Raw genomic sequence first — 14,379 nt, forward strand, 5'->3', positions numbered from 1 at the left:
TTGCTCCCGCTGGCCTGCGCAGCAGGCTCATCTGTTAAAGCCGCCTCGCCACCCAGTGGAAGCAATCCCCCTCGCCACAGGTCAGCGGCTAAACAGAAGGCTCAACTTTAACCAGCACCCGGTTCGCCGTAATCTCCGCCACCATGATGCTGTTTGAAATGCCCAGCAAGGCATAACGCGACTCCCCCTCCAAATGATCCACCAACTGATGGACCATCACATCCACCGACGCCAGCGTCTCGACCAAAAAAACCGCCAGGGTTTCGGCCGTGGCTTCTGGGTCCACGGAAAACAGCTTGCTGGATGTACGTGGGGTGGCTTTGATATCGGCGTTTGATGGGAAGTGGAAATCGAGGGCGCGTTCGGCGGCTTCGTGGAGTTTTTTTGAATCGGGTTCGTAGGGGGACACTGGATCGGTGTCTGGTGGGTTTGGCGTAATTTTGAACATGTCTTAGGTTCCTAATGGTGTGCCAACCCTCTTGCTGCTAAACGAGAGGGAGGCAGCTGCACGCAGGTTAGCAGACCGGGAAACCTAAGAAGCCGGCGCGCCCAAGGGCGCCCTGCGCACAGCCACCATCAAAATGCAGGTGCAAAACCTGACTGATAGAAGCGTCGTACGTCTTAGGTTATCCACGGGCTGCTAAACCCGATCACTGATGAGCAGTGACACGAATCAAGTTACCGAGCGACCTAAAAGCGCACAAGCCGGCGGATTCTGGTGCAGTCGTAGGCAACGGCGCAAGGTTTTGTAGCTTTCAGGACGTGACCTTGAGGGCGTTTAAACATGCGCCCTCAAGAGTTGTTGAATAAGCGGCACGCACTTCCTACAAACGGCGAAAACTTCGAAAATATCCAAGAAGCCACTGCCGTATTTGTAAGGCTGACTGTCACAAATGTGGCAGCAACATGGTGTCTTGAATCAGTCGGCTATCGGCCAAAAGCAGACGGCCAGACGTGTTCACCTCGTCAACATTCTCCGTAAAACAAGGCCGTGCTAGTCAGTTTCTGCCCGCATCAAAGTGCGAACCTGAAGACTGTTCCTACTGATCTACTTGCCCCTTTATAACCAAAACATTGCAGGGCACCTTATACAGCACGTGCTCTGTAGTACTGCCAATTAGCTTGTGCAGCCCTTTTCGATGCATATCTCCCATTACGAGCACATCGGCTCGGCTATGAGCCGCGAAGTCGGACATCACCTTGGTTGGCGACCCTTCAATGAAGTGCTGTCGCTCAGAGGGTACGTGGTAGCTGTCAGCTAACGTAATGAAGGACTTATGCAGTGACCGACGTACTTCGTTGCTGAAGCCTGGCATCGTCACGGCACCGGCGCCGGCGTCAGAGATGTGTGTTTGCGATGGATCGAAGGCGTGCAGTAGGTGCAGCTCGGCATTGCACTGGATTGCCATCCGTTGCGCAGCCAGGATGATGTGATCGTTGATATCAGTGATCTGGTGCTCTGGATGCGACAAATCCACTGCTGCCACCACCACCCGTGGAAGTGGACACCTGACTTCGCTGACCAAATGAACAGCAACCGGACAATCGCGTATCAGGTGCCAATCCAGAGGCGTGACGAATACGCGTTTGAGCGCTGATTCGTGGTGTACGTCTTTGATAACCAGGTCCGGTTGCAAGTTTGTCACATGCTGAAGGATTTCTTGCAGTACGTTCCGAGCCAATGCAACCTCGGTGGTCACCGTAATGCCATTGCCGCGTATCAGTTGAGCTTCATCTTGCAGCCATTTCTGGTTCTCTTGCTGACAGATCTCGCGAAATTGCTTATTCCCGCTCATCAACCCCAAGATGCCGACATCTTCGATAAACACCGCGATATGCAGCACTGCACCAGTGGCTTTGGCAAGTGCGACTGCCCGCTCTAACGCTGGCGTGTGACGCATGGCCGGACCGACAATCAGAAATAGGCGTTCATATTGGCTCATGTCGCACCTCCAGCATTCTGGGTTATCCGTTAGTTTGCGCCGGCACTCTCTTACGCCACACTATTGGCGACTTTCTACCGCCTCGATTTCCCTGATCGACAATACCAATATACGCCTGCATTCGGTAAACGCGCGCGTAGCGAGTCGACCTGCACACCTATCCACCCCATCACCCTGGATGCGCACATGTCAGCCCTATGCAAGCCAATCCCCGAAGACGATTTTCTGGAGATTCAGGACTGCTTTAGTCTGTCGACGACCTACTGAACCGGCACATTGAGGCGTCAAATACTATTGGCAAGAACAAGATGATGGTCGGCCCTCCAATGACTTTCGACTTCTGAGAATGACCGGTTTTTGGCCGTTTTTCTGCCTGTCGCGACCGGCTAAAAACGACCCTAAGCTTTCTGTCAGGCTGAGTCCTCTCACATGCATTCGCGACTAGAATTTCACTGCCGACTATTCTAAAGCAAGGTCGGATTTCAACCGTCCAACGTCAAGTATCGAGCGTTATTTCGGCCTCTGGGAAACCGGTATGACAAATCCGCAAGATAAACCCGAATCCGACGAGGATTTAGCTCAGATGGTTATAGGGCTAGGGCCCTGCACCTATCTATTGCTGCTCTTACTAGGATTGATCCTTCTGTTTCCCTTTCTAGAGGAAGGTATATTTGCTCGCACGTTGCTCGGCATTCTGTTCTCGATCGTGCTGCTCGTGGGCGCTTTCGCCACCAGGCAGACCCGGCGGGGGTTCATCCTCAAACTGGGCCTGGCGTTACTTGGGGTTTGCCTTCAATGGGCGGCGTTACTGGCTGAAAGTATCGCGATTCTTGAATTTGCCGGGATGGCTTATGCAGCGTCCCTTGCAGTCTCGTTCAGCGGAGTGATTCGCTATATTCTCAAGCGCGGACCAATTACAGCCGACAAGCTGCATGGAGCGCTTGCGGGTTACATCATGCTGGCCTTCGTTTGGTCCTTCGTCTATGCCCTGGTCGAGATATCGAGCGTTGGCTCATTCGGCCCTGGCCACCTCGATTTCGTACAGCCTGGCAGTTTCTTCAAACTGATCTATTTTAGCTTTACGACGCTCACAACCACTGGTTACGGTGATGTTATTCCGTTGACTAACCACGCCCGCTCACTTGTGATGGTCGAAGAATTTTCAGGCGTCTTTTACGTTGGCGTTGTGATAGCTCGGCTTGCCGGTCTTTATCCATCGAATCAGACTAAGTGACTCTCGATTTGCCTGGGCCACCTCCGGGTATTAGTGATTGACTCGTCCCTGATTAGTAGCCTCCCGACTGACTGCTTCTGGCCGATTTCTGCCTTTCACGAAGGGCTGAAACCGGCCAATTACCGCCCTTCACGATGGGCAGTAATGGGCAAATAGAGGACATACTCCATGGAGCATCTATTGTCGGTTAATGAATTTCGGCAAGCTGGTACCTATTAAGATTAGAGCCCCTGCTATGCGCGGAAAGCTGAACAAGGCACTAATAACGTTGAGACCTGACTGCAACCTGACCTTTTATTAAAATGTAAAAATGGCCCTTTGAGGGTCTGTTTTATAAGTTAGCGTTCAATAGACTTACTACGTCGACAACGTTCCGAGCAGTAGCGCACTTCCTCCCAGCAGCGAGCCCATTTCTTGCGCCATGTGAAGAGAAGGCCGCAGCACGCGCAAGTTTTGACTGGTAGCTCACTTTTTTTCACAACGTCTCACCGTTGTCTAATTTGTTGAGCAACAACTGGCCGCGCTGCCAAAGCGCCTGTTGTTTGGATTCAGGCATACGGTCGAGGTTTTTATAAATCATGCTCATGCGTTGATTGCCGCGCAGGCGGTCGCCGTGACGCATTAGGAAGTGCCAATAGAGCGCGTTGAAAGGGCAGGCATCGTCTGTGGTGCTTTCGCTCACTTTGTAGGCGCAGCCACGACAATAGTCGGACATGCGCTTAATGTATTGGCCGCTCGCGCAATAGGGTTTAGAACCTAGATAGCCGCCATCGGCGTGCATGACCATGCCCAGTGTATTGGGTAGCTCCACCCAGTCGAAGGCGTCCATGTAGATAGCCAGATACCACTCGCATATTTCACTCGGTGCGATACCGGCGAGCAGTGCGAAATTGCCGGTCACCATCAGCCGTTGGATGTGGTGAGCGTAGGCGTGCTCAAGGCTCTGGCTGATGGCTTGGCGCATGCAGTTCATCTGCGTTTCACCTGTCCAGTAGAACTCTGGAAGCGACCTCGTATTACCGAAGGCATTGCCATGGGCATAGTCAGGCATCTTCAGCCAGTAGACGCCTCGGACATACTCACGCCAGCCGATCAGTTGTCGAATAAAGCCTTCGGCGGCGTTGAGTGCAATGCTGCCGGACCAGTACGCAGACTCCACATCGCTGCAAAGCTGGCGAAGATCCAGCAAGCCAATATTGAGCGCCGCGCTTATACGGGCATGGAACAGAAAGGGTTCATCGCTAGCCATGGCGTCTTGATAGTCGCCGAAGGCCGCCAAGCCCCAGTCGAGGAAGTAATCCCATAGGGCCTGAGCTTCGGCGTGGGTTACCGGATAGTCGAACGTGTCGAGGACACCATAGTGACTGGAGAAGTTTTTTGCCACTAACGCAAGCACATCCTGGGTGATTGCATCTGGCGTAAAACGGGCTGGCGAAGGAGGCCTAACTCCCTTGGGCAATGCCTTGCGGTTTTCCGCATCAAAGTTCCAGGCGCCTCCGATCGGGCTGCCGTCACCATTGAGTAACAACCTGCTCCTGCGGCGCATCTCTCGATAAAAGAACTCCATGCGTAGCTGTTTTTTACCTTGCGCCCAGTTAGAGAAATCGGCACGTGTGCAAAGAAAGCGACTATCGGAATGCCACTGTATAACCAAGCCACAGTCCCTGAGTGAATGCTCCAGACGCCAGTCACCGCACTCCGTCATGTGGAGTTCATCCGGCTGTAGATGTGCCTGCCAGCGGTGCAACTCGCTCGGCACTGATCCAGTATTTTCCGGATCATCGAGCGTCACGTACTGCACCCTGATTCCCCTCTGCTGCAAAGCTTCGGCGAAGTGCCGCATAGCGCTGAAAATCAAAGTGATTTTTTGCGGATGATGGAGGACATGGCTGGCTTCTTCCATCACCTCGACCAAGAGCACCATATCGCTCTCTTTATCTAGCACCTGCATAGAGGCGAGGTCGAAGGATAATTGGTCGCCTAAGACGAGGCATAATCGGCGAGTCCTATTCATCAAGCAGGTTCCAGTTGATGGTGAGCGTAAAGGCCCCATGACTTCGTAGATTTAATCCACAGAACGTTTTTTAAGAAGGGAGGGTGCTAATTCTTGTACAAGAACAAGGAAATGTACAACTTTCTTGTATGGTTTTGGCGGGGAAACGCCAGCATTTTTTTCTGATTGGGTGCGGACGCTGCTCGCAGAGCGACGTATCAGGATCACCGGCGCTGACAGAACATCCCAGGACGCTTTTACGGCCTGTAATGTCCGCTTCAGGCCGAAAGCAGCTATTCGAAACCAACCGCTTCCAACCCAGAGAGCTCCCCCCTGGCCAACCGTTCTGCCAAATTGCGCGGACGCTGAAACTACTCCAGCATTTTTTTGCTGAGCTGCAGCACTTCTCCCACCACGATTCTACAAACGACCTTCTTTGTAGATAGATGACTGAAGAAACTCCGCTATCAGCGACGCAACCTGCTGTTGAATCACCCCACGCGAGCGGCCGCCGTCACCATCCCGGCAAATGATGCCATCGCCCGGTACATCTTCTTCGAGCAGTACCTCCGCGCCAGGTTTGCACACCGACAAGAAGCTGAAGTGGCTTGCGTCGCTGATTTCGACGTAACGGCTTGATGCCGCAGGCAGGCGTTTGGCCAGGTTGGCAGACTCCAACTCAGCGGGAAGCTCGCGTGACGGTACGCCGGCAGCGATAACCAGCGCTGGTATCGGCAGCGCGGCCAGGCTTTCATCGGTCATGCCTCGTGAAAGGCCCAAGTCCAATGTAACCACCGCGGTGACGCGTTTATCGCGCCAATCGGCGGTCAACGCGGCCTTTGATTCTGAGGTACTTGCGGGATTTATCTTTGAATAGACGGTGCAACTTGATAACTGCGGGTGGGCTTTACAGTCCTGGGCGAAGCGGTCTGGATCGAAGCGAGCACCGGCGATTTCCAGGGCGGTCCAGCCGCCGAGTGAATGGCCTACGACTGCGATTCGGTCATTGGCGACCAAGCCGAATTTTTCAGGTTGAGCCGTGACGCTATCAATGGCTCGGCGCACATCAACGGGCCGCTGCCATAACTGCGCCGCAGCTTGAGGGCTACGGTCATGAGTGGTGGTGCCAGGGTGGTTGATTGCGGCGACGATGTAACCCCTTTGAGCCAGAGCACTGGCAAGCCAGATCTGGTTGCTCCAGTTTCCCCTGTACCCGTGGGAGAGCACCAATAATGGATGTTTGCCAGCAGCGGGCGGCGCGTCACGAACAGCAGAAGCCCCGACGAACACCACATCATCGCCAATCATTTGCGTGGCGGCGGTCGTTGCGCTGGGGTACCAGACGACCATCTCCAGTGAGCGGTCATTCTGCGAGTCGGGCAGTGTGGAAGACTGGAAGCCGACAGGGTTCTCGTCAGCGAGTGCGAGGGTAGTCAGCCAGCTCAACAACAGAGCGCAGAAAGCTATTTTCAATGTCGTTTCTTCCTTGATTAGACAAATGCTTGGCAGCCTGAACCCGCCGTCAGGCGCGTCCATCTTCGTAGGGAGTCGAAGCTAATGTGGCTGCATGTAAGCACGGACATTAAAGTCCATATTCGAACCGCCGCGCAAAACTTTCATCGTTAGCGTTTTTCGCGAAAAAAGGAAAAATAAATCCGTCCCCTTTTTATTTGTTAGCCGTATTCAACGGATTGTTCCATTTAAAAATTTTCTGCCTCGGGCGCACGGAAGGCCTTGCTGTAATAGCCGGACTGGTCGAAACAGCACACCTGCTTCTTGCCGGTTGCAAGCATATCGCAGGCATCACCAATTCGCTTTTCGCGCGTCTTGAGTTGCTTGGCTGAAGTAATCCAGTGAATCCAGTCCACTCGTGCGAGGGTCGTTGTATTACTCCAAACTTTACGAGCCTCAGGAGTGGCTGCCAGTGCTTCCTCAAAGTCTGCCGGGATGTCTGGCTCGGGTTCCTTCTTCGCAGGGGTTAGCTCGAGTGTAACGATATCCCCAACGGCCACACCTGCGGCGTCGAGTAACTCGCTACTTACCTTCAGCCAATGGCTCAGTTGACCATCGGGCTCAAGGGTTGCCTGGAAAGGGTGCCCATTGATTGTGCCTTCAACAGTCGTCCTTCCTCGCCTCGGAAGCGGTTCACTCGCGTCTCTTGGCAGTACCGCGAACGCCCACGACGTATCATTACCGGGCTTTGCGGGACGAAGAAGCTTTGCTTCGAATCGGGATTTCACATCGATTGTTGTCATTGCAACGCCTCCAACTGATACGCCTGACTACTTTCTGGCGACATCATCGTCGCGTTTAAATGCGACATTGATGGCGCCAGGATGAGCGCTTAGTTAACCATCACCTCGTCCAGTGCCTGCTCGAGGGTGCTGACTGTGCGCTCGATATTGTGCAGTTTTTCGAGTCCGAACAGACCGATGCGGAACGTCTGGAAGTCGGCCGGCTCATCGCATTGCAGCGGCACTCCGGCGGCGATCTGCAGGCCGTGGCTGGCAAATTTCTTGCCGCTTTTGATGTCGGCATCATCGGTGTAGCTCACCACTACGCCAGGGGCCTGAAAGCCGGCTGCGGCCACGCTTTTGATGCCTTTGCCGGTCAACATTGCGCGCACCCGGTCGCCCAGAGCCTGTTGTTCGCCGCGGACCTTGTCGAAACCGTAGGCTTGCGTCTCTTTCATCACTTCGTTAAATCGCGCGAGGGAATCGCCGGGCATGGTCGCATGGTAGGCATGTCCGCCCTGTTCGTAGGCCTGCATGATCTGAAGCCACTTTTTCAGGTCGCAGGCGAAGCTGCTGCTTTGCGTCTGCTCGATGCGCTCGAGGGCCAAAGAACTGAGCATCACCAGGGCGCAGCAAGGAGAGGCGCTCCAGCCTTTTTGCGGTGCGCTGATCAGCAGGTCGACTGCGCATTTCTGCATATCAACCCAAAGCGTGCCTGAGGCGATGCAGTCCAGCACGAACAGGCCACCCACCGCATGCACGGCGTCGCCGACGGCCCGCAGGTAGTCGTCGGGCAGGATGATCCCTGATGAGGTTTCAACGTGGGGGGCGAAGACAATCTGCGGCTTCTGCGCCGCAATGGCTGCCAGCACTTCGTCCAGAGGGGGTGGAGCGTAGGCAGCCTGGCGACCCGTGTCGACCGGTCGGGCTTTCAGCACCGTGGTGGCCGCCGGGATGTTGCCCATCTCAAGGATCTGGCTCCAGCGATAACTGAACCAGCCGTTGCGTATCACCAGGCATTGCTGGTCGGTGGCAAACTGTCGCGCCACCGCTTCCATGCCAAATGTGCCGCTGCCCGGGACCACCGCAACAGCCTGGGCGTTGTAGACCTGTTTCAGGGTGCTGGAAATGTTCTTCATCACGCCTTGAAATGACTGCGACATGTGGTTGAGCGAGCGGTCGGTGTAGACCACTGAGTACTCGACCAGCCCCTCGGGATCGATACTGGGATATAGCTTTGACATGGGTGACTCCTTTGGCAGAGATGTCAGTGGTATCGACCCTGCCCTAAGCCTTGGCAAATGACAAGATTGCTCGGGATTGAATGGCGACTTCTGTCGAGCGGCTGGCATCGCCAGTGAGCGGCAATTGGTTCTGACTGCGCAGGTTGCGCACAAGAAATACAACGGTAAAAAGCAGGCAGTTTGCACAAGCCAAATGGTGCAACTGCCCCCAGTCCGGTTGGTCGACGACGATGGCGCAACGCGGCAATCAGGTTACACCTGGTCTGTCCACCGACTGCTCATGGCCGTTTTCTGCCCCCTCGCAACAGGCAGAAATCGGCCAGAAGCGGCCCTTCACTTTAAGTCTGAAGCGCATGAAAGAAGCCTTTCTTTAACTGGCCTCCACAAATGTGAGAAAGCCACCTTGCGGCCCAGCCGCAAGGTGTGCTCTTGCTGTTTAGTGGCAGTGGTAGTCGTTCGTTTTATGGTTGCGATGGCAGCCTTTTGAATCAGTACCGCCACTGTGCGCGAAGACAGCAACGGACGTAATCGAAAGTAAAGCGGCGATCAAAATGGCGGACAGTTTCATCAGGGCTTGCTCCATGCTCATGTTTTTTTATCCGTGAGATATCTCACGCTTCGCAGCGTATGGCTAATTGCCTTCATTGGGCAAGCCACTTCCTAACTGTCTTCCCAACATTAGATGAACGGCTGAGCGCCTACTTCTTGAGCTACCACTGGCTCTGGTTTCGGATGGCCCCACATCCCCCTAGGGGGGATATAAAATCCCCTACAAACTGGAAACTCGTCGCTTTCATGCGGCGGTGGCGAAAAAGGCACAACCTCCGAGAGTGCCGAGCACGGCCATTCGCACGAGTAACACTCCGAAATAAACAAGGCTGCGATTGCGGCCTTGTTTATTTCTACGTGACGACACTGTCCTCTGAGCCAGCGATTGAGCGACTCAAAATGAATGTCCGCTTCGGGTCGATAGCTGCCCACCGCGAAATGGTCCAATCGACCGACGCTCTTAAGGTTAGTTAACTCAATCCAGCACCGGGCGCAGGAAAGAGCATTCATAATTCAGGATAAATCTTCTCTGGGTAGCCTCCGCCACCCATCTGATGCATTCCTCGTCCCGCTCGCCTACTTTGCGATAGTGAACGTGATCGCACCCTGTACGGATGCGTGCCGCCACCTTCGACACCCGCCTGTGATAGCAGCGTATCCAATTGTTTGCGCACGCAATGGTTTTGAAAGGCTTCGAGGGCATCTGCTGCCCGCGCGGTTGAGTTCACTGACAACTAGCCACTTGGTAGTGACCTGAAGCGACTAATTGTTGTGTTGGATCTCCAGCATCCTGAACGTCACTTTTCCGCCCTCGGTGGGATAGCCGGTGTTGTCCTGCACATACGCACCCGCTTTGAAATAAAGTGGTTTGGTCTTCCAGCTCGGGTCGATGGTGGTTCTCCAGTTGTATCCTGCAGCGCTGATGCCCAGCGCGCCCTTCGGGCTGAGGTGGATCTGGTAGGAAAAGTTGCGGTCGAGCGGCACACCCGTCGCAATGGTAATGACCTGGCCCTCTTCATCGTCGGGGCGCGTGCGCACCTTGGCGACAATGTTTCCCGTCAAAGCCGACGTTTTGTATTGGTATTCCAGCTTCACCATGGGGCTGTTGCTGTCCTTGTTGTGAATCTGACCAATCACGATCTTGCCGGTGCTGGGCACCTGATTGACGGTCAGACTCGCCCGCAGAATGTTATCCGCCGCTGAATACTGCCAGTTGCGCAGCGTTCCATCGCTATAGGTTTCCCGCAACTCGCTGCGCGGGTAAATAGCGTTGGCCGTCCTGGAACCGGTCACAGGTGCCCAGAATGAAAGGGTAGCGGCGTCAGAACTGAAATACTGGTCCTTGAAGCCTTGCGCCAGTCGAGGCGTTTCTATGGTGGCCGGTGGGCTGCCTTCAGGAATGCTTAAATTCCAGGTGGCGAGGTCGATCATCTCAATAATCCTGTATGCGGGGAATGTTGCGGCCGCAGTTGCGCTCGAACCGACGCTATGGAGCTGTGTCAATTGGGTCTGCTGACCAGGAAATCCGTATGGCGGTAGATTGACGTCAAATGTTCGTCGAGGTGGTTATTGCAGGCTTTGTGCCCACGAGGGTCACCGTTAGTCGGCTAATTTGGAGGTTGATGGAACTAATCCCGATTGCTTGGCAGCTGTACCGAAGGGACTTAAGCCGTCAGCGGTGGACAAGCGGCTAGCTCGAGTGCATGCACTAGATGAAAAACACGCGCAGAATCCGGTTCTGAATAACCGGCGCGCCGCGCCATAAAGGCAGGAGACCGCTCATGAGCAACCGAAGCAATTTTGCGCTGTTGAGCTTTGATCCGGCGTTTGCGTCGTTGCGCGATGGCCTTTCGGTCGCTCAGCAGATTGACGACACACTCTGGGTGGCGAACGACGAAACCACGAGCCTGGAACGCCTGAAAATCCAGGATGCTGCGCCCGGCGGCGTCGTAAGGTGCGCCGAGCACCAATCGTTTCCGCTCCTGGAATATCTGGATCTGCCCCTATCGAAACAAGACGCCGAGATCGATATCGAGGGCTTGGCCTATGTCCCTGACAGTGGTTACCTCTGGGTGGTGGGATCCCATAGCCTGAAGCGCAAGAAGTCCGAGGCCGGCACTTCTGCACAGAAGAATATCAAGCGCCTGTCGACGGTAGAGGCGGACGGCAATCGTTTTCTGCTGGCCCGCATCCCTGTGGTGCAGCAGAACGACAGCTATGTACTCGCCAGGAAAGTGGAGGCCGATGGACGTACAGCGGCGCAGTTGCAGGGCAACGAAGTCGGTAACGACCTGACCGCGGCCATTGCTGAAGATCCTCAGCTACGCGACTTCCTGCGTATCCCGGGTAAGGACAACGGCTTCGATATCGAAGGGTTGGTGATGATCGGCTCGCGCCTTCTGCTGGGGCTGCGTGGACCGGTGCTACGCGGCTGGGCCGTGTTGTTGGAGATCGAACCCGAGCTGAACGACGCCTCGTCTGACACGCTGGTGCTGAAGAAGATCGGTCCGGATGGGCGCCGCTACCGCAAGCACTTCTTCGCGCTCAATGGCCTGGGCATGCGTGACCTGTGCACCCGCGGTGACGATCTGCTGATCCTGGCGGGCCCCACGATGGAGCAGGACGGTCCGGTAACGGTCTTCCGCTGGCGCGGCGGTTTCGCGTCCGACGAGGAAAGCGTGGTCTTCACCGATCAATTGGAGAAGGTGCTGGAGGTGCCTTTCGGGCAAGGCAACGATCACGCTGAGGGCATGTGTCTGTTCCAATCGGGCGAGCAACCTGGGGAGGTTCTGATGATCGTCTACGACTCTGCGGCGCAGAGTCGTAAACACGGCGATACAGATGTGGAAGGGGACCTGTTCATCCTGGATTAGCCACGCACATCGACGTCAACGCGGCCTGTAGATCAGTTTGCCTGGGCTGCTGGTCGCCACCTCAGACTTGCAGCGCTGGCCCTGCAGTTCGAGTCGGTCTTCATCGCGGTGAAATGGCTCGGCGTTGCCTTTATCCTGTTCATCGCCTGGAAATTATGGTCAACGAACACCGAACAAATGCAGGCACCGCCAAAGCGCTCGGCAGGCCGGACCTTCTCGCCGAAGCCGTGCTGACTCTGAGGTCGCTAGAAAAGTTTTGCGACGCCCGAGCGTGTCAAAGTGTCCGGCTAATTCACTACAAAAAATAAAGGCAGCGTCCGCTTTCGCGAGCGCCACCTTCATCAACTGCCCGCTAATCAGGCCTTCTTGTCCGCCTCATCCAGAGCCTTTTCAGCGTTGAACCCGTCGAAGTTTTCGAACACGCCCATAAAGCCCGGCACGGTCACTTCTCGCGCCCAGTCGCGCTGCAGTTCGCAGTACATCTGCACCCGGCTGATGAGCTTCGCGCCCGCCTGTTCCATTCTGCGCAACGCCGCCTCGTGTGCAGCGAGCGATGTGCCGCCGACCGCATCGACCGGCACATAAACTTCATAGCCTTCCTGGATCGCGTCGAGCACCGGGAATGCCAGGCAGGCTTCGGTCCAGAGTGCAGTCATGATGAGCTTCTTGCGCCCGAGCGCCTTGACTGCCTGCTTGAATTCCGTGTCCTCCCAACTGTTGATCGAGGTGCGGTCATAGGTCGGCAGATGGCCGAGCACCTCTTGCAGCTCCTGAATCGGCGGCTTGTTGCGGCCGGTCGCGACATTGACGGTCGAGTGGATGATCGGAAGGTTGTAGTTGACCGCCGCCCTGGCGACGCTGGTGATGTTGAAGACGAGTTCATCACGCGGCATCGAGCGGATCGAAGAAACCTGAACAGGCTGATAATCGATGATGATCAACGCCGAATTTTCCGGGGTCAGTAGCTGATCGGTATCGGGGTTGCGGAGAGTCTCGCTTGCCATTGGCAAATCCTTTTCATGGGTGACGCACGTTTGTGAAAAGGCCGGAGCCTGTGCGACTGATGGATTCCAGGACACGTGCGAATGACGCCGCGCCTGGAAAATCCATTGTGCTGTTCCCATGTTCGATGCAGTAGTAGCATCGCGCGATGTGCTGTGTCGCGAAAAGGGGAACGCAAGAATGGATATCGAAGAACTACAGACCTTCGTGGAAGTGGCTGATGCCGGGGGCATTTCGCAGGCTGCACTGCGTCTTGGCGTGTCGAAATCGATCGTCAGTCGCCGCCTGGCTCGGCTTGAAACCGAACTGGGCGTGCAACTGCTGGCACGCTCCACTCGCGGGGCGGCACTTACTGAGGCCGGCGCGACGTTCCGGGACTACGCCGCCAGAGTCTGCACCGAGATCGACATCGCCAAGGAAACGATCCTGCCCGCCGGCGCCCTTCGCGGCCGCTTGCGCGTAGCCGTCCCGCTGTCGTTCGGCCCGACTCACTTCGCCCCGATGCTGGCGCAAATGGCACGTCGTCATCCGGAGCTGCATATCCAGACCTGCTACAGCGATCGCTTCGTTGACCTCATTGCCGAGGGGTACGATTGCGCCATCCGGGTGGGATATCTGCAGGACTCCAATCTGATCGCAAGGCGGATTGGCCCGGTCTACGGCAAGCTCGTCGCGAGCCCCGACTACATCACGGCGCACGGCGCACCCGAGACACCGGATGAACTGATCGCCCATCAGGCGCTCATGCAGGGCACCGAAGCCTGGCAATTCATGGATGGCGACAAGATCATCACGGTTCGACCGCAAGGACGCTTCAAGGCCGACAATGGCACCGCCCTCGTCGCCGCCGCGACCGCAGGCCTCGGTGTCGCCTACCTGCCCGACTGCCTCACCCATGAACACGTGGCATCCGGCGCACTGGTGCCGATCATGACAAACCATCCACCCCCCCCGGCCGGTGCCTACATCATCCGCCCGCCTGGTCCGCATCCAGCCCGGAAAATACGTGTGCTCACTGAACTGCTGATCGAGTTCTTCGGCGAAACTCCGCACCTAGCGGTGCAGCCGCTGTCACATCAGGATGATGCGTTGGCGTGTAGCTGAGCAAAGCAGGAGCGACAGACATGCCCCATTTGCTGCCATTCGCGAAGGGCCGCTTTGGGTCGATTGTTGCCCTTCGTGATCCGCAGCGATCATCCAGAAGCGCTTTGTTCCGGCTCGGCCGCTCCCGCTCTCTTTGCAGACATGGATTTGTCTTGCCCCTTCCCTACCAAGGCATCCGGTAACCAAAACAGAATCGGCCTACC

13 protein-coding genes are annotated in these 14,379 nt (G+C 55.8%); 3 read left to right on the forward strand and 10 right to left on the reverse strand.

The window, feature by feature from the left end; all coding sequences use genetic code 11:
* Positions 1-88: 88 nt before the first annotated feature.
* Positions 89-448, reverse strand: coding sequence for a DUF6124 family protein (locus ACYZT6_RS16115; RefSeq protein ID WP_462027763.1), 360 nt, complete (start codon positions 446-448; stop codon positions 89-91).
* Between the two features lie 592 nt (positions 449-1,040).
* Entirely contained in the window at positions 1,041-1,943 is a 903-nt protein-coding gene (locus tag ACYZT6_RS16120) for a universal stress protein (RefSeq protein WP_462027764.1), read from the reverse strand.
* A gap of 535 nt (positions 1,944-2,478) precedes the next feature.
* Here ACYZT6_RS16120 and ACYZT6_RS16125 point away from each other — a divergent pair.
* Positions 2,479-3,177 carry a potassium channel family protein gene (locus ACYZT6_RS16125; protein WP_462027765.1) on the forward strand — a complete coding sequence of 233 codons (699 nt, stop codon included), beginning with the start codon at positions 2,479-2,481 and terminating at the stop codon, positions 3,175-3,177.
* Positions 3,178-3,515: 338 nt separating this feature from the next.
* On the opposite strand, the gene ACYZT6_RS16130 is transcribed toward ACYZT6_RS16125, so the two are convergent.
* The 7 genes from ACYZT6_RS16130 to ACYZT6_RS16160 form a co-directional block, all read right to left on the reverse strand.
* Complete coding sequence (locus ACYZT6_RS16130; RefSeq protein WP_461974804.1) at positions 3,516-3,656, reverse strand: DUF2256 domain-containing protein; 141 nt, start codon at positions 3,654-3,656, stop codon at positions 3,516-3,518.
* Positions 3,653-5,191, reverse strand: a complete 1,539-nt coding sequence (locus ACYZT6_RS16135) for a cryptochrome/photolyase family protein (RefSeq protein WP_462027766.1) — start codon at positions 5,189-5,191, stop codon at positions 3,653-3,655. The genes ACYZT6_RS16130 and ACYZT6_RS16135 overlap by 4 nt, the downstream gene beginning before the upstream one ends.
* A gap of 399 nt (positions 5,192-5,590) precedes the next feature.
* Entirely contained in the window at positions 5,591-6,643 is a 1,053-nt protein-coding gene (locus tag ACYZT6_RS16140; protein ID WP_462027767.1) for an alpha/beta hydrolase family protein, read from the reverse strand.
* A gap of 227 nt (positions 6,644-6,870) precedes the next feature.
* On the reverse strand, positions 6,871-7,425 hold the full coding sequence (locus ACYZT6_RS16145) for a YdeI/OmpD-associated family protein (RefSeq protein WP_462027768.1): 555 nt from the start codon (positions 7,423-7,425) through the stop codon (positions 6,871-6,873).
* A gap of 89 nt (positions 7,426-7,514) precedes the next feature.
* Positions 7,515-8,648: an aminotransferase class V-fold PLP-dependent enzyme gene (locus ACYZT6_RS16150; protein WP_462027769.1), complete on the reverse strand. Its 1,134-nt coding sequence runs from the start codon at positions 8,646-8,648 to the stop codon at positions 7,515-7,517.
* A gap of 436 nt (positions 8,649-9,084) precedes the next feature.
* Positions 9,085-9,237, reverse strand: a complete 153-nt coding sequence (locus tag ACYZT6_RS16155) for a YHYH domain-containing protein (RefSeq protein ID WP_231669741.1) — start codon at positions 9,235-9,237, stop codon at positions 9,085-9,087.
* Positions 9,238-9,959: 722 nt separating this feature from the next.
* Positions 9,960-10,628: a polysaccharide lyase family 7 protein gene (locus ACYZT6_RS16160; protein ID WP_462027770.1), complete on the reverse strand. Its 669-nt coding sequence runs from the start codon at positions 10,626-10,628 to the stop codon at positions 9,960-9,962.
* Positions 10,629-10,978: 350 nt separating this feature from the next.
* On the opposite strand from ACYZT6_RS16160, the gene ACYZT6_RS16165 reads away from it, so the two are divergent.
* Positions 10,979-12,070 (forward strand): DUF3616 domain-containing protein, encoded by a 1,092-nt coding sequence (locus tag ACYZT6_RS16165; RefSeq protein ID WP_462027771.1) that lies wholly within the window; start codon positions 10,979-10,981, stop codon positions 12,068-12,070.
* Between the two features lie 356 nt (positions 12,071-12,426).
* Here ACYZT6_RS16165 and ACYZT6_RS16170 read toward each other — a convergent pair whose 3' ends face one another.
* Entirely contained in the window at positions 12,427-13,074 is a 648-nt protein-coding gene (locus ACYZT6_RS16170; RefSeq protein ID WP_462027772.1) for a hydrolase, read from the reverse strand.
* Positions 13,075-13,252: 178 nt separating this feature from the next.
* Between ACYZT6_RS16170 and ACYZT6_RS16175 the strand changes: the two genes are divergently transcribed.
* On the forward strand, positions 13,253-14,176 hold the full coding sequence (locus tag ACYZT6_RS16175; RefSeq protein ID WP_462027773.1) for a LysR family transcriptional regulator: 924 nt from the start codon (positions 13,253-13,255) through the stop codon (positions 14,174-14,176).
* The last annotated feature ends 203 nt before the right edge of the window (positions 14,177-14,379 follow it).

The sequence above is a fragment of the Pseudomonas sp. RT6P73 genome (assembly GCF_054897715.1).